At 63.7% G+C, this 16,315-nt stretch carries 13 protein-coding genes and 1 tRNA gene; 5 read left to right on the forward strand and 9 right to left on the reverse strand.

Translation table 11 applies throughout. The features are described from left to right. Nucleotides 1-236: 236 nt before the first annotated feature. A complete protein-coding gene (locus ACUXST_RS02630; protein WP_458388390.1) occupies nucleotides 237-1,226 on the reverse strand; it encodes a hypothetical protein in 990 nt (329 codons plus the stop codon). 444 nt (nucleotides 1,227-1,670) lie between these two features. Between ACUXST_RS02630 and ACUXST_RS02635 the strand changes: the two genes are divergently transcribed. After that, the gene (locus tag ACUXST_RS02635) at nucleotides 1,671-3,746 is read left to right on the forward strand and encodes an ATP-binding protein (RefSeq protein WP_458388391.1); all 2,076 of its coding nucleotides are present in this window, start codon (nucleotides 1,671-1,673) and stop codon (nucleotides 3,744-3,746) included. Nucleotides 3,747-3,771: 25 nt separating this feature from the next. Then, complete coding sequence (locus ACUXST_RS02640) at nucleotides 3,772-5,265, forward strand: hypothetical protein (protein WP_458388392.1); 1,494 nt, start codon at nucleotides 3,772-3,774, stop codon at nucleotides 5,263-5,265. 265 nt (nucleotides 5,266-5,530) lie between these two features. On the opposite strand, the gene ACUXST_RS02645 is transcribed toward ACUXST_RS02640, so the two are convergent. The 7 genes from ACUXST_RS02645 to ACUXST_RS02675 all read right to left on the reverse strand — a co-directional run bounded on the left by ACUXST_RS02645 (nucleotide 5,531) and on the right by ACUXST_RS02675 (nucleotide 12,482). Then, nucleotides 5,531-6,427 (reverse strand): hypothetical protein, encoded by an 897-nt coding sequence (locus tag ACUXST_RS02645; protein ID WP_458388393.1) that lies wholly within the window; start codon nucleotides 6,425-6,427, stop codon nucleotides 5,531-5,533. 408 nt (nucleotides 6,428-6,835) lie between these two features. Further along, a tRNA-Lys gene (locus ACUXST_RS02650) sits at nucleotides 6,836-6,911 on the reverse strand. A 98-nt stretch (nucleotides 6,912-7,009) separates the two neighbouring features. Further along, nucleotides 7,010-8,122: a rod shape-determining protein RodA gene (gene rodA, locus ACUXST_RS02655; protein WP_458388394.1), complete on the reverse strand. Its 1,113-nt coding sequence runs from the start codon at nucleotides 8,120-8,122 to the stop codon at nucleotides 7,010-7,012. Continuing rightward, nucleotides 8,119-10,032, reverse strand: a complete 1,914-nt coding sequence (gene mrdA / locus ACUXST_RS02660) for a penicillin-binding protein 2 (RefSeq protein WP_458388395.1) — start codon at nucleotides 10,030-10,032, stop codon at nucleotides 8,119-8,121. Before mrdA ends, rodA begins: the two co-directional genes overlap by 4 nt. After that, complete coding sequence (locus tag ACUXST_RS02665) at nucleotides 10,029-10,550, reverse strand: rod shape-determining protein MreD (protein WP_458388396.1); 522 nt, start codon at nucleotides 10,548-10,550, stop codon at nucleotides 10,029-10,031. The genes mrdA and ACUXST_RS02665 overlap by 4 nt, the downstream gene beginning before the upstream one ends. Then, a complete protein-coding gene (gene mreC, locus ACUXST_RS02670) occupies nucleotides 10,550-11,425 on the reverse strand; it encodes a rod shape-determining protein MreC (protein WP_458388397.1) in 876 nt (291 codons plus the stop codon). Before mreC ends, ACUXST_RS02665 begins: the two co-directional genes overlap by 1 nt. A gap of 13 nt (nucleotides 11,426-11,438) precedes the next feature. After that, entirely contained in the window at nucleotides 11,439-12,482 is a 1,044-nt protein-coding gene (locus tag ACUXST_RS02675) for a rod shape-determining protein (protein ID WP_458388398.1), read from the reverse strand. A 150-nt stretch (nucleotides 12,483-12,632) separates the two neighbouring features. Between ACUXST_RS02675 and mutL the strand changes: the two genes are divergently transcribed. Genes mutL through ppa form a run of 3 tightly spaced genes read left to right on the forward strand, consistent with a single transcriptional unit; the run spans nucleotide 12,633 to nucleotide 15,336 of the window. After that, nucleotides 12,633-14,411: a DNA mismatch repair endonuclease MutL gene (gene mutL, locus ACUXST_RS02680; protein WP_458388399.1), complete on the forward strand. Its 1,779-nt coding sequence runs from the start codon at nucleotides 12,633-12,635 to the stop codon at nucleotides 14,409-14,411. Nucleotides 14,412-14,422: 11 nt separating this feature from the next. Next, the gene (gene crcB, locus ACUXST_RS02685) at nucleotides 14,423-14,800 is read left to right on the forward strand and encodes a fluoride efflux transporter CrcB (RefSeq protein ID WP_458388400.1); all 378 of its coding nucleotides are present in this window, start codon (nucleotides 14,423-14,425) and stop codon (nucleotides 14,798-14,800) included. 2 nt (nucleotides 14,801-14,802) lie between these two features. Continuing rightward, nucleotides 14,803-15,336 (forward strand): inorganic diphosphatase, encoded by a 534-nt coding sequence (gene ppa, locus ACUXST_RS02690; RefSeq protein WP_458388401.1) that lies wholly within the window; start codon nucleotides 14,803-14,805, stop codon nucleotides 15,334-15,336. Here ppa and ilvC read toward each other — a convergent pair whose 3' ends face one another. Further along, complete coding sequence (gene ilvC / locus ACUXST_RS02695; RefSeq protein WP_458388402.1) at nucleotides 15,337-16,314, reverse strand: ketol-acid reductoisomerase; 978 nt, start codon at nucleotides 16,312-16,314, stop codon at nucleotides 15,337-15,339. Nucleotide 16,315: the final 1 nt, after the last annotated feature.

A 16,315-nucleotide genomic window follows, 5' to 3' on the forward strand; every position in this document is an offset into this window, starting at 1 on the left:
TCTAGCTCATCCACCTTCTTGGCTGCATCGATGGATCCTGCGCTCTCATCGAACTGCGCCATGGCTATCTCAAAGCGCGGCGTAAGATCACGTAACTCACTCAGGGTGCGCGATAGGCGCCGATCCGTTGTATGATTCATCTCGGAGGCCTCGCTTCGCTCGCTGTGTAACGCGATGATCCGTCGGAGGCGTGAGCATCGAACGCGACGAGGGAAAGAAATGGCAGACGGCGGACACTACCGAGCGCCCTTGGAGCCGAACACCTTCCGCCACGGAAAACCGACACCATCGGCGTAAATAAGATCGCCCCCATCGTTAAAGCCGGAGAAGTGCGTATCTCCAAACCATTCCGTGTTCACGTCGACGGCGAGACCACTTGCTTGCCGTTCGAACTCACGCGCTGTGATGTAGGCGAGGCAGTCGGCAATTTTGCTCTCAAGAGTGCTGCCTGGTTCAATATGATCGATGTCTGGGACGTGACACCCCCTGCTAAACCAAACGAACAACGGAAACCTGCGGATGCCTACCATGCACTCCTCGGCCCACCCGTTTTTCTTCCCTCGCTGAACTTGGTCGAAGGCGAAGCGGGGTTGAACTCCAGCGTTCGTGCAGAGCTCCAGCGTTCGGAGAGTGTAGGCGGAGAAAACCTGATCACGGAGGTAGCGCTTCTGAGCTGCGTCTGCGGTCCCCATTGCTCCAACCGTGATGAATTTGGAAACGCGATTTGTGCGTGCGATTTTCGCCATCCGACGCACATATTTGAGGCCCGCTGACAGTGACCTGTCAGGCCAAACCTTTCGGTCCATGATATCTTTGGCGTGGAAGGCTTTAACGGTCCCCCCACTCTCTCTCGCCAAGTCGTGTTCAAGCTGGGCAACCTTACATTCAATCACCGCCCGCTTGTCACCCGCTATGCCCAATCCTGCCAAAAGAAACAGCGAGACACCGGCGACTTCCCGGACCGCCTCGTCTGCCGATATGGTCAGCGATCCGCGACGCGGCGTGGTGTCGGCACGGATATCATTTCGAAGCCTGCATCTTGAGCAGGTGTTGGAGAACGAAACCGGCACCCAGTGACCCACCGCCTTGGTGCCGGCGACTGACTCCTTGGGGTAAGGCTGTTTCTCCATCCAATTGACCGGTTGGTTCAGGCCGCAGCCGCTGCACGCATATTCTCGTCCCAAAAGCTCTTCCGGAACGATTGGCGGCGGGTCGCGATGCTTCACCTTGGATGTTGGGGCAGTCATAATTGGGCGTAGCGAGCTATCCCGCTGTGGCAAGATACGGCAATTCTGGCCCTTCGGACTTTGCTTGGGCGCTCGAAAGCTAATTCGGATTGTCGAGGTGACTAGCTGCACGGCGCGCGGTCGGAATAACCAGCTTCAACTCGGCGTCAAAAAGGTGGTCCGGTATCGATCCTTGCTGTGGAGGACATTGGACGCCCCAGTGCGCGCTCCTCATAGTCGATCGCAAACCTGTCGACCAGTTCTGGATGAAGCTGCGCGAAGACGTCGGTGTGGACTTGAAGTAGCCGGAGCGCTCCATCTCTACTCCAGTGACGAAGGCGGAGGAGGTGCTGCAGCGCACGCCCCTCTCGCAAAGCTTGTGGAAATGCATGATCTCGGCGAAGCCCGGCTGAACGGGGATCGTGTGAGAGGGGAAGGCTTGGCGTGACGGCCCAGGATCATACCGAACTGCTGCGCTTCCGGCCACGAGCCAGGATGCTGTTGCTCCTTGGCGACCAGCTCATTCGAGATCCCGGCATTGCTGTCTTCGAATTGGTCAAGAACGCCTACGACGCCGACGCCACCCACGTGTCGGTCACCATGCAGGGCATCGACGACCCCGATTCCGGGTCCGTTATCGTCGAAGATAACGGTTCGGGAATGACTTGGGAGACGGTTACCCGTGTCTGGCTTGAGCCGGGCACAGATCATCGCGAGAAGGAGAAGAACGCGGGGATCCGCAGCCCGCGGTTTCATCGGCTGCCTCTTGGTGAGAAGGGCATCGGTCGCTTCGCCGCACACAAGCTTGGCCTCCACGTAAAACTCGTCACGCGCTTTCGCGACAGGCCTGAGGTTGTCGTGGACCTCGACTGGCGCAAGTTTCAGGGCGACCATTATCTCGACGAGACCCCCGTCGCGGTCTCGACGCGCACGCCGATCGATTTCACCGGCGACGCCACCGGAACGCGGATCGAGGTGACGATCCTCGGCGAGCCGTGGACTCGCGGCATGGTGCGGCAGGTCCATCGCGCCGTCACTGCCATCTCGTCGCCGTTCCAGGGACCAAGCGACTTCAATGTGACCTTCAGCGTCCAGCCTCACGCCGAGTGGGTGGCCGATCTTCTCAGTCTGGAGTCGGTGCTCGATTTCGCTCCCTATCGCGGAAGCTGCCGCGTGCGAGGAGACCGCCTGGAATATGACTACGAGTTCGAGCCCCCGGCCGGGATGACCCGCGTGGAGGGGCGCAGGCGAGATGGCGTCGAGCTCTCGATAAGAGGCCTGCTGGCGACGAACGGCGCCGGTTCCCTAGCGGGGATTGGCAACTTCGACGTCGATCTGCGTCTGTTCGACCTCGATCCCCAAGTTCTTCGCTTCGCTGTGTCCGACCGCAAAGGCCTTCGTGAGTTCCTGCGCAACAATGGGGGGGTGCGCGTCTTTCGCGACCAGATCCGCGTATTCGACTATGGCGAGCCCGGCAACGACTGGCTCGAGCTCGGCACGCGCCGCGTGAACACGCCGACCCAGCGCCTCAGCAACAACCAGATCATCGGCGCAGTGCATCTGAGGGGCGAGGACAGCCGAGGTCTCGTCGAAAAGACCAACCGCGAGGGTTTTGTCGAGGACGAACGGTACGACCTCTTTCGCGACATTGTGCTGTTCGCGCTCACCCAGATCGAATCGGAACGCAATCAGGATAAGGTCAGGATCAGGCGCGAATACAGCGCGGCATCGGCGCGCGAACCGGTGATCGAGCGCATGGGTGAGCTGCGCGATGAGCTCGCCCGACGGGGTGTCACCGATCTCAATCGGTTGCTGGATGCGATCGAGCGCGAGTTTCGTAGCGTCCGCGACACGCTGATGGTCGCGGCGAGCTCGGGGCTGACGGTGTCGACGGTCATCCACGAGGTCGAAAAGGGCATCGGTCAGATCGTCACTGCCGTCCGGCGGGGCACTCGCGTCGACGAACTGGTGCCGCTCGCGGAGCATCTTTCTGAGCTCATTGAGGGTCTGACCTATCTCACCCGCAAGTCCGGGCGCCGGAAGGAGGCTGCCAGCCTGCTCATTCGCCAAGCGCTGTTCAACACAGGCTATCGCGCGCGGGCGCACCGCATCGAGATGATTAACGGCATCGAGGCTGGTGACGAGGACTTCTCCATCGTCTGCTCGCGCCGGTTGATAATCGCCACGCTGATGAACCTCGTCGACAATTCCATCTACTGGCTTGAGAACAAGGGTGCCGTCAGCAAAGCGATCTATCTGGGGACCACCACCGATCTGGCTGGCGGGCCCGCGCTGGTGGTTGCGGACAATGGGCCAGGGTTCCAGGATCCGCCCGAGTTCCTGACTCAGGCGTTCGCGACCCGGCGACCTGAAGGGATGGGTCTAGGACTTCACCTAGCCGACGAGATCATGCGAGCGCACGGAGGGGGGCTTGTCTTTCCCGACAGGGGGGACGTTCGTCTGCCCTTTGAGCTCCGGGATGGTGCCGTCGTCGCACTTCAGTTCAGCGAAAAGGCCTGACATGCTTTCGACTGCCCGCGCGATTGTGGTCGACGATCATTACGAAGAGGTGGAACCCGTCATTCGGGCGCTTACGCGTCTCGGCATAGGGTCGGTCTATTTGAGCGGCAGAGTGGAGGACAATCCTCCTGCGCCGCTCCACGGGATCCGCTTGGCAATTGTCGACATGGACCTAAACCTTGGCACCGGCACCAGTGCAGAGGAGACGGCAGCCGGTACGCTCGGATTTCTCCAGCAGATCCTGCACGGCGATGCCAACCCGCTGATGGTGATTGTGTGGACCGGATCCGACGAAACCTATGAGGAATTCCGGCAGCGCTTCCCTCAGACCTTTCCACAATGTGCGCCCGGAATCGTCCATCGCCTCGACAAATCAGATTTCCCGGAAGTCACTCAAGACTGGGCCGATGCGGCGGCCGATGCTTTCAAGAGTGCCATCGAGGAGCAACTGGCGGCCAGCCGGCCGCTCGATCTGTTCTGGTCGTGGGAGGAGGCGGTTCACGGCGCTGCCAGCCGCACCACCTCTGCAATCGCCGACATCATCGACGTCGGCCGCGGCACCGGTGACAAGCGACTGGCGTGGAACGCGGCAGCTTCGCATGTACTGGCAGCCCTCGCCCGGGCATCGACAGGTCAGCAAGGGCACACGCAGGAGAAGTTGCTGGATGACCTTTGCAGTGGCTTGGAGCCACTTTTGCTCGATCGCCTCGAACATCATAGGGTTCCGAACGCCCAATTGGTCGAGGGATCTGCCAAGCTCATCTTCGACACGGCGGCTGAGCAGCGCAAGGCGATCAAAGAAAATGCCGACTATCGGAAGGAAAAGAGCGGAGTCGCTGCTTTCATCGAGCGGCTGAGCGGCATCCTATGGGATGCCGTCGACTTCATTTACTCCAACGGTACGCCAGAGTCCGATCCCGGGCGAAAGCGCAAGAAGATTGCAGCGCTGATCGCCGAACCTCAGAAGCCGAAAAGCTTGGTATTCGCTGCGGCTCAGGCCGCCCGTTTGAATGCGATGCTCCATTGGTCCGTGCTGGCGAGTGGCAACCCGGTGCGTCCTGGCAGCATCTATCTCGTTGGGGCGAAGGGCGATCCGGTTCACGATGCCCTCACCGCAATGGGCTTCGACGAGACGGTCCTACGAAAGGACATATTCGCCTCCGCTTCCAAGGGTGGTCCTCTCGTACTCGTGGAGGCGACTCCTGCCTGCGACTATGCTCAAGGCAAATGGACCATGCCCCGCTTCGTCGTGGGCTGTTTCGCTTCGGAGGCGCACGCGGGTGGACTACGAGCGCAGGCCGATTTCCTGCGATCGTACGGACCGCTGTGGCTCGACTGCGCGGGTCAGCAGGGTGGTGTGGTTCACCTCGTGCTCGATTCGCACTTTGCCGTATCGTTCGGGATGCAAGAGGTGAAAAAATGGTCGCCGATCCTGATGCTGCGGCGGCGGACGCTTACTGATCTTCAAGTCTGGCTGTCATCGCAGCATATGCGGCAGGGTTTGCTCAACGTCACCTAATGCCTGGCCACAGACGGCCGGTGCATTCCGACCCGCCTAGTCTCTCGCCGACTTCTTTTTTCATCTAAGCCGTGGGTCGGCGCGAAACGCGTTGCTGATCTGAGGTAACGGCACGTTCGGAGACCCGCGTTCTAGTTCCGCGAGCTAAAGGCTATGATCTTGCTTCCGGCGCGGAACCGGTCAACTGTCGAATGGCTAGCATTCCGGTGAGACAAGAGGCCGGTCAACGTCGCTGCAAGTTGCGCGCAGTCAGGTCCGCCACTCGTCAGAGCGCCAAAATTATGTTGTGGCTCTCGTCCGGGTCGAACATGCCTGGCCGATCGTCGGGATCTTTCCAGTTGCCGTAAATGTCCTCGATCAAGCCATCGGACGTCATGACCTCGAGAGGGGAGACCGTCCGCCAACCGCGCACATACTTGTCGAACCGGTACTGGTCGTCGGTATCGGGCAGCGAAACGCCGGAGAGCTCGTACGCCGATGCCCACTCGTGGTCAGAGATCTTGCCAACCGGCAGCTCCATCGACGCATGCTTGCGCAGCGAAGCGTCGAGGCACTCGCTGTTAAGTGATGCCAGCTCCGCGATCAGCCGGCCGAGCGAGATGGCAGCCTCGCAGTCGAAGGCTTCGCCGCCCGTTAGTCCGCGTCCGGACAGCGGGAAGCGGTAGGAGAACAGTTCGCGGTGCCCGCGCAGCCGCTCCAACTGTGCGTTCGATTCATTGCGCCGCGTCGGATCGAGCGCCCGCATGTAGTCGCCGGTGAGGTTGAGAATTTTCGCGTGCGTCATCTCGACAGTGTCGCGGCCATTCCACTCGACCGGTGGGGAGGTTAGCAGGAACGCCCGGCACGCGTTCAGCACGGCGTAGTAGTTGAAGTACGGCACGGCGAGCATCAGGTTGTGATCGCGCGCGTAGACCGACGATCCGGCCAGCATGTTGGCGGCGGTTGCAAACTTGATGGCGAGGTAGTGCCTCAGCACCCAGCGGCTGTTGGCGGCTGCGTCGAAGGCCTTCGCGATCGGGGCGAACATCTGCCGCCGGTCCGCGCAGTAGTTTCGGATCTGCTCGAGGCTCGCCTGGCGCGGAAGCTCACTATAGTGGTAGCAGTAGTCTGAGCCGGTGGCCCTGTGGATGTCGTCGAGGTTCGCGACCGCAGCCTCTTCCATCGTCGCGCTCCGATTGTTCCTTTCGCCGACCTGCCTAACGCTTCCTGGTCAACTGCCCTGCGGGCCGGAGCGAGATGGCCGACGACGGCCCGGTTTGCCACCAAATAGCGCACTGCAGGTAGGAACAGTGAAACTTAAAAGCCGCCAAGGTGCCGTGAATGTCGCCTTGTGGGTCCGAGCCGCATCGTGCCTTAAACGAAGGACCCCTTTGCACGTAAGGTCGACCGAAACAGGCCGTCAGCAACCGCCAACAGCGGCCCTTCATCGGGGAAGGTTGGTTCACTTGTCACCGGATATACAACGACTGCATTTTGCAGCTGTTACCCAGATTGTTACCCAGGGACGGCTATCTCTGTGCTCGGCACCCACCACTCGTCTAAAAAACTGCAGAGTTATCAAGGCGAAAAGTGGTGGACGCACTAGGGCTCGAACCTAGGACCCGCTGATTAAGAGTCAGCTGCTCTACCAACTGAGCTATGCGTCCACTGCCGTGAGGCGGATGTTCCGGCGGCGATTTCTGCTCGGAGCGGCGCGCCGGTAGCATGGGCACAGGTGGTGCGCAACCGCTTGCGCTTCAACCTGCTAGCCGATCGTCGACACGCTCCGCTGCTGCCTTTCAAGCGACATCAACAGGCCGAGGCAGAGCATCACGGTCATCACCGCAGACCCGCCGAAGCTGACCAGGGGCAGGGGCACGCCGACGACCGGCGCCAGGCCCATCACCATCATCAAATTGATGGAAACGTAGAAGAAGATGGTCGCGGAAAGGCCGGCGGCGGCAAGCTGGCCGAAGCGCGTGCGTGAGTTGGCGCTGACCTTCATGCCCCAGCGGATCACCATCGCGAAGGCCAGGATCAGCAGCACGCCGCCGACCAGGCCCCACTCCTCCGCCATAGTCGCAAAGACGAAGTCGGTGTGACCTTCGGGAAGGTAGTCGAGGTGGCTTTGGCTGCCCTGGAGGAAGCCCTTGCCCCAGATTCCTCCCGATCCGATCGCGATCTTGGACTGCGCGATGTGGTAGCCGGCGCCGAGCGGGTCGCTTTCGGGATCGAGGAACACGTCGATCCGCTTGCGCTGATAGCCGTGCATCAGGCCGTAAACGATTGGCGCCGCGATGCCCGCGACCGCCAGTGGGCCGACGAAGATCCAGAGCGGCAGGCCGGCAAGGAACATCACCGTCACGCCGCACAGCCCGACCATGATGCAGGTGCCAAGGTCCGGCTGCACCAGGATCAGGAACGCCGGCACTCCAAGCAGCAGCATTGCCGGCCAGATCGCCCGCCACCGGCGGATCTCACCGGCCGGCACCAGCTCGTAGAAGCGGGCCAGCGTCAGGACGATGGCCGGCTTCATGAACTCGGACGGCTGCAGGCGAATGAAGCCGAGGTCGAGCCAGCGTTGCGCGCCCTTGCTGACGAGGCCGAGTGCCTCGACCCCGAAGAGCATGAGCAGGGTGGCACCGTACAGCGGGAACGTCAGTGCCTTGATCGTCGCCTCGCTCAGCCACGACATGGAGATTGCGACGCCGAGGAAGAACAGAAAAATAACGGCCTGCTTGATCGCCCACGGCTGCATCGAGCCGCCGGCCGCCGAATAAAGGACGAGCAGCCCGAAGCCGGCGATGGTCCCGACCATGAAGATAAGTCGCCACGGCAGCCGCGCCAGCGGCCGCGGGATGATCTCCGACGTGATCATGCCTGGGCAGCGGGTAGCGGCGGTAGTCCGTTGGCGGAGCGCCACGCCGCGGTCTTGCGGGCTAGGCGCTCGTTCAATGGGCCGCCAATGCTTTGCTCGAAGGTGTCGAGCGCCGCGAGCGCCTTTTCCTTGTCGTAGAGGAAGGTGATGGTGTCGCGGATCAGCGGCGCCGCCACTGCCGCGCCGAAGCCGCCATGCTCGACAATCGCCGCGGCCGCGTAGCGCGGGTTGTCGTACGGAGCGAAGGCCATGAACAGCGAGTGGTCGCGCAGCCTCCACTGCGATGCCGTGTAATTGCCACGCTCGCCTGCGCTGAGATTGTGGGTCTGGGCGGTTCCGGTCTTGCCGGCCATGTGGATGCCATCGAGCGGCAACTTGGCCGCCGCGGCGGTGCCGTGATCGACCACCCCCGCCATCGCCTTGCGGATGAAATTCAGGTGGTCTGCGTCGACCGCGAGCTGCGTCTGCGGGACAATCGGCTTGTTCTTCAGCAGGCGCGGCATCACCCGTTTGCCCGTCGCTAGACGGCTCGCCATGACCGCGAGCTGAAGCGGGTTGATGAGGACATAGCCCTGGCCGATCGACATGTTGATGGTGTCGTAGGTCTGCCACTCGCGGTGATACTTGCGCATCAGCCACTGCGGGTCGGGAATGGTGCCGTAGCGCTGGTCGAACGGCAGGTCGAACTCCTCGCCGAAGCCCATCGAACGCACCATCGGCGCGAGCTTCTCGGCGCCGACGCGGCGGCACATCTCGTAGAAATAGATGTCGCAGCTCTTCACCACCGCCTTGTCCATGTCGACGGCGCCGTGGACCTGGTCACAGTGGAATACGTGGTTTCCGAGTGGATAGGAGCCGGTGCAAAGGACGTGGTGATTGCGGTCGACCCCGGCGTTCAGGAGCGCCATGGCCATCGACGGCTTGATCGTCGAACCGGATGGATAGAGGCTCTGAAGCGCTTTATCGACGAGCGGAAGGTGGTCGTCCCCCGACAGCATCTTCCACTCCGCCTGGCTGATCCCGTCGGAGAACTGGTTTGGGTCGAATGACGGCATCGACGGCATCGCCAGGATGTCGCCGTTGGTGACGTCGAGCACCACTACGGAGCAGGACTGGTCGCCGATCCGGCGTGCGACATATTGGTGCAGGTCGCAATCGATGGTCAGCTGGACGGTGCCGCCGCTGCGGTCCGGCTTGGGGTCCAGCTCCTTGACCAGTTTGCCCCGTGCAGTCACCTCGACGCGCTGACCGCCGGGTTCGCCGCGAAGCGTCTGCTCGAGGGCCTTCTCCAGCCCGGCCTTGCCGATCTTCACGCCCGGGATCAGCAGCAGCGGGTTCTTGTTCTCTTTCTCATACTCGTTGGCAGACGCGGCGCCGACGTAGCCAACGAGCTGCCCGACGGTCGAACCGCCGGGATAGTAGCGGGTAAAGCCGCGCGATGCCGATACACCGGCCAACTCCGGCAGCCGAACGGTGATCGCGGCATATTGCTCGTAGGGAATGTTGTCGGCGACCGAGACCGGCTGGAAGCCGCGCGAATCCTTCAGTTCGCGGCTGATCCGCTCGATTTCGTCCGGCGGCAGCTGCAGCAGCTCGGCGACCCGGGCGACAACCCTCGGCCCGTTGACCAGCTGCTGCGGAATGATGTCGACGCGGAAGCTCGAGCGATTGATGGCGATCGGCTTGCCATTGCGATCGACGATCCACCCCCGGCGCGGCGGCACCGGGATCAGCTGTACGCGGTTGCTCTCGCTGAGAAGCTGGTATTTCTGGTTCTCCGCGACGGACAGCCAGCCCATCCGGCCGATCAGCAACCCGCCGACCGCTGCCTGCGCGCCGCCCAGCAGCAGCATCCGCCGCGAGAAGGTCAGGGACTGGTGGACCGGAGTGATCCGCTTGCCGCCGTTCATCGCCCGAGCCTCCAACGATCGGCCCGCGACACGAGATAGGCGCTAAGCGGGAAGACGCAGGTCGAGATGACGAGGGGTGGAACGACCGCCCAGAAGGGCACCCGCGCCCCGCCCAGCGCCGCGATTCGCCATTGAAGCCACTCGTCTGCCGCCAGCAACACCGCTGCGAGCCCCCACTCGATCCAATAGTCGCGCCACATCGTGCGGCGGTCGACCAAATCCAGCGCAAGCATGGTTGCGCTCCACAAAGTCACTGAGAAACCTACTGGAAAGCCGGTGAACAGGTCGTTGACGAGACCGAGCGGAGCGGCCCACCAGCCGGGCCACGGGTCCGAACGAAGCAGCCGCCAGCTGATCAGGGCCAGGAAGCCGAAGTCTGGGTACCAGCCACTCGTCGAGACGACCGGCAGCGCTGCAAGCAAGGAGGCCAGCACCACCGTGATCGCCGGCACGTAACCGGCGAGCGGCTTTGGGCCGACGCCGATGCGGCGCTTCGCCGTGAGCGCAGCTCGAGCCATCAGGGCCTGTCCGCGTCCGTTGCAGCTCCCGCGCCTGCCGCCGCCGGTTCGTAAGGCGGCTCCACGGTCGCGAAGCTGATCCTGCCCGGATCGGCGAGTGGCAAGGCAATTGCGCCGTCGTCCTCCAGCTTCACGATGCGGGCGATCGGCACCAGCGGCGGGTAGAGACCGCCGGTGCCCGACGTGATGATGATGTCACCGCGCTTGAACGGGTTGCGGCCGACTTCCAGCGGTCGAACGTCAATTGCTCCGTCGCCACGGCCTTGCGAAATGACAGGGATGCCGCTCCGCAGCAGGCGCGCGGGGACGATGTTGGACCGGTCGGATACCAGCAGCACCCGCGATGACAGTGCTCCTGCATCAACGATTCGCCCGACGAGGCCGTCGGCCGCGCGCACGGGCATTCCGACCTGCACGCCGTCGCGTGTGCCGGCGGACAAGATCGCGAACCGGCGCGGGCTGTTGAACGAAGAACCCACGACGCGGCCGACCGCGATGGTGCCCGGGTCGTTCTCTCGCAGGTGAAGGACGGCCTTGAGCTGCTGGTTCTCCTGGAAGATGGCCTTGGCCTCGACCATCCGGCGAAGCATCGCCGTACGGTCGCGCTTGAGCTTGCCGTTCTGGTTTGCCGCGTCCCAGTAATTACCAGCCCCGCTAACCAGTCCCTGGGCAGTGCTGGTGACCTCGTGCAGCCCGGACGCGATCGGACCGGTGACATCGAGCGCTGCCCCACGGATCTGCTGGAACTTTGCCGGCGCAAGCAGGGAAAGCGCAAGCAGGATCAGGCCGAACAGTAGGCCTGCGATGAGCGCCAGGAAGCTGAAGAACAGCCCGTACTGCGCGCGTCGCGACCAGCCGGGGCGCGTGGCCGCCACCCCTCAAGCGTCCCTAGGCGGTTTGCAGGACGCCGCGGAACTGCTCTTCCTCGAGCGCCCGGCCGGTACCAAGCGCCACGCAGGTGAGCGGATCCTCGGCGACGGTGACGGGCAGGCCGGTCTCGTCCCGAAGGACTTCGTCCAGGCCTTGCAGGAGCGCGCCGCCGCCGGTGAGGACGATGCCCTGGTCGCAGATATCGGCGGCGAGTTCGGGGGCGGTGTTCTCCAGGGCGATGCGCACACCCTCGACGATGGTTCCGACGGGCTCGGACAGCGCTTCGGCGATCTGGCCCTGGTTGATCGAGATTTCCTTGGGGACGCCGTTCACCAGGTCGCGGCCCTTGATGTGGACCGTCTTGCCGATTCCGTCGACGGGGGGCTTGGCGATGCCGACTTCCTTCTTGATCCGCTCCGCCGTGGCTTCCCCGATCAGCAGGTTGTGGTTGCGGCGAACGTAGGAGCTGATCGCCTCGTCCATCTTGTCGCCGCCGACCCGGACGGAGGTGGTGTAGGCGAGGCCGCGAAGCGACAGCACCGCGACTTCCGTCGTGCCGCCGCCGATGTCGACGACCATCGAACCGATCGGGGCGGTCACCGGCATGTCCGCGCCGATCGCTGCCGCCATTGGCTCCTCAATGAGGTACACGGCGCTCGCGCCGGCGTTGGAGGCGGCGTCGCGGATCGCGCGGCGCTCGACTGACGTCGAGCCCGACGGCACGCAAATCACGATCTCCGGGAAGCGCCAGGCGCGCATCTTGCCGCCGTGCACCTTGTGGATGAAGTGCTTGATCATCTGCTCGGCGACATCGATGTCGGCGATGACTCCGTCACGAAGCGGCCGGATTGCCTCGATCTGGTCGGGTGTCTTGCCCATCATCAGCTTGGCGTCTTCTCCAACCGCCTTGACCTTCTTGACGCCGTTGATGGTCTCGATCGCCACCACCGACGGCTCATTCAGGACGATGCCCTTGCCCCGGACGTAGACGAGCGTGTTGGCCGTCCCGAGGTCGATGGCCATGTCGTGGGAGATCCATTTGAACCAGCGCGTCCAGAACATTCTCTACCCGTTTCTCGCTAAAGGCGGGGCAGCAGCGGAAGCCATCGTCCGCAGCTTAACCCCGTTAAATACGTCCCATTGAATGCGGCCTGAATCTCGCGGAAAATCAGCGCTTCGCCGGCTGCCTCGGATTGGGATAAGACCCTTACCATGTCAATAAGAAGGCTGCCCGCCGAGCTTGTGAATCGCATTGCCGCCGGCGAGGTCGTGGAGCGGCCGGCAAGTGCGCTCAAGGAACTGATTGAGAACGCGCTGGATGCCGGCGCGACCCAGATCGCGGTTTCGCTGAGCGGCGGCGGGACCGAGCGAATCGAAGTCTCTGACGATGGCTGCGGCATGGGCCCGGAAGATATGCGCCTGGCGTTGGAACGGCATGCAACGTCCAAGCTGCCGGGCGACGCCATCGACCAGGTGACGAGCTTCGGCTTCCGCGGCGAGGCGCTGCCCTCGATTGCCAGCGTCGCCCGCGTGACCCTCGAAAGCCGGGTCAGAAGCGCGGACGGCTGGCGAATCGAGATCGATCATGGCGAACCGGCGGGCGAGGGGCCGGCAGCACTTCCGCCCGGCACCCGCATCCGCGTCGAACACCTGTTCGAGAAGGTGCCCGCGCGGCGCAAGTTCATGCGCAGCCCCCGGGCGGAATATGCCGCCTGCCTGGACACCGTGAAGCGGCTGGCGATGGCCCGCAGCGACGTCGGCTTCACGCTCGAGCATGACGGCCGGCGAATCCTGACGCTGCAGGCGGCGGAAGCGCCTGCTCGCGTGGCCGAGCTTCTCGCCCATGAACTCGACCGCCACGGCGTCGGCATCGACTGCGATCGCGAGGGCCTGCGCCTGACTGGCGTCATCAGCCTGCCGACCTTCAACCGCGGCGTTGCCGACCAGCAGTTCCTGTTCGTCAACTCCAGGCCCGTGAAGGATCGCGTGCTCGTCGGAGCACTCCGCGCCGCCTATCGCGATCTGATAGCCCGGGACCGCCACCCGATTGCTGCGCTGTTCCTGGACGTGCCCCTCGACGAAGTCGACGTGAACGTCCACCCGGCAAAGACCGAAGTTCGCTTCCGCGACCCGTCCGCGGTCCGTGGTTTGATCATCGGTGGTCTCCGGCGGGCGTTGGACGCTGAAAGCCAGCGAAGCGCCGCCCGCGAACAGTCCGCGGCGCCGGTCATGTGGACCAGCAGCGCAAGCTACGATGCCGCTCTCAACCGTGTTGCCGATGCGCCGCGCAGCTTCGAACCATACGGTCGGGCGCCCACATCAGCGACCCTCGCCACCGTGGCCGAAGGGCACCGCCTCTTCGAGCACGCTCCGGCGGCGCGCGCCGAACCAGCCGTCGAGCCGGTGCCGCGCTACCCCCTCGGCGTTGCCCGGGGACAGGTCGCCGCCACCTACATCGTTGCCGAAGCCGAGGACGGGCTGGTCATCGTCGACCAGCATGCGGCCCACGAACGGCTGGTCCTCGAACGCATGCGTGCCGCGCGCGAGGGTGGCGCGATTGCCCGGCAGGCGCTTCTCATTCCCGAAGTCGTCGAACTCGAGGAGCCTGACTGCGACCGGTTGGAAGCCGCTGCTCCCGAGCTTGCCGAAATGGGGTTCGAGATCGAGCGGTTCGGGGACACTTCGATCCTCATCCGCGCAGTGCCTGCCGCGCTCGGCAAGACGGATGCGAAGGCGCTTGCAGCGGACCTCGCCGCCGAAATCGCCGAGCTTGGTGGCCCACTCAGCCTCCGCGACAAGCTTGACCTGGTCGCGGCAACGATCGCCTGCCACGGCTCCGTCCGGGCGGGCAGGGTGCTCTCGGTCGCGGAGATGAACGCGCTGCTGCGCGAAATGGAAGTCACGCCACGTTCCGGTCAGTGCAACCACGGCCGCCCGACCTGGGTGAAGCTCGGGCATTCCGAGATCGAAAAACTGTTCGGCCGCAAGTAAGGGCCGAGCGAGTGCCTTACCTCGTCGTCTTTCTCGGAGCCGGCATTGGCGGCGCGCTGCGCCACGCGATCAACCTCACTTCAGCGCGGCTGTTCTCCACCCAATTTCCGTCCGGCACCTTTCTAGTCAACGTCATCGGCTCCTTCCTCATGGGGCTGGTCGCCGGCTATTTCGCGTTCCGGCCAGGCCTCTCCCAGAACCTGCGCCTCTTCCTAACCACGGGCGTGCTCGGCGGCTTTACGACCTTCTCGGCCTTCTCGCTCGACACCGCCTTGCTGGTGGAGCGGCACAGCTATGCGCTTGCCGCCGGCTACATCGTCAGTTCGGTCGCGGTCAGCATTGGCGCATTGTTCTTGGGCCTGACCGCGTTTAGGAGCGCCGCCAACTAGCCATGAACATCGACCTCATCCCCATCGGCGACGATCCGCCGAACAGCATCAACGTCATCATCGAAGTGCCCGTCGGCGGCGAGCCGGTGAAGTACGAATTCGACAAGACGTCGGGCGCCCTGTTCGTCGACCGCATTCTGCACACGCCAATGCGCTATCCGGCCAACTACGGATTCATCCCGCACACCCTTTCACCGGATGGCGACCCGCTGGACGCCCTAGTGGTTGCGCGCTCGCCCTTCATCCCGGGCAGCGTCGTCAAGGCGCGCCCGATTGCCGTCCTCTACCTTGAGGACGAGCATGGCGGGGACGAGAAGCTGCTGACGGTGCCGGTCGACTCCGTGTTCCCCTATTACTCGCAGGTCGAGGCGCACGGCGATCTCCCGGAAATCGTCCGGCAGCAGGTCGAGCACTTTTTCACTCACTATAAGGACCTTGAAGCCGAAAAATGGGTCCGGGTTGGCCATTGGGGCGACTCCGCGGACGCCAAGCAGGTCCTTCAGGAAGCGATCGATCGCGCTGGCGCGAGCGCCTGATCAGCGCTCGTCGACGCCGCTGAGCTTCCGGTAAGTCTCTTCGATCGGATTTTCCCGAGCGTCCCTGCGCGCGGCTTCCAGCAGCGGATAGCCGCTTTCCTCCTCACGCCGGAGCTGGTCGGCAAAGCGGCCGGCGCGGACCTCCTGAAGCACCTCGGCCATGCGGGCTCGAACGCCATCGTCGATGATCCGCCGTCCACCCACCGTTGCGCCAAGCTCGGCGGTGTTGGAAATGGCCTCGCGCATTCCGGCGATGCCCCGCGCCTCGATCAGTTCGGCGATCAACTTCAGCTCGCCGACGCATTCCATGTAAGCGACTTCCGCCGACACCCCTGCCGCGACCAGCGTCTCGAAGCCGGCGGTGAGGATTTCGGGAACGGCCCCCCAAACGACAGCTTGCTCGTTGAACAGGTCTGCCTCCGCTTCTTCCGCGAAGCTCGACTCCATCAACCCTGTGCGCCCGCACCCGATCGTCCGACCGTATGCCAAGGCGATTTCGCGAGCATGGCCGGTGGCATCCTGCGCCACGGCCCACAGGCCGATCATCCCTCTGCCCTCGCGATACAGGGACCGCAGCGCAGTCCCCGGTCCCTTGGGCGCGACAAGGAAGACGTCCAGGTCGTCGCGTGGCGTGATGAAGCCGAACCGGATGGACAGGCCATGGCTGAAGCCCAGCGCGGCGCCCGACCGCAGGTTCGGTTGGATCTCGCTGTACAGCGCGCCGTGGATCTCGTCGGGCGCCAGCATCATCACCACGTCCGCTGAAGCAACGGCATCCTCCAGCAGCGCGGTTCGCAATCCATCGGCTTCGGCGGCGATCATGCTTCCGGAGCCGCCGCGCAGGCCGACGACGACGTCGACGCCGCTATCGAGGAGATTCAGCGCTTGTGGCCGTCCCTGGTTGCCGAACCCGACAATGGCGACGCGCTTGCCGGCGAGCGGAGCGGTATCGATGTCTGCGTCGCGGAGCCAGCCCATC

The sequence above is a fragment of the Sphingomonas sp. F9_3S_D5_B_2 genome (genome assembly GCF_054263715.1).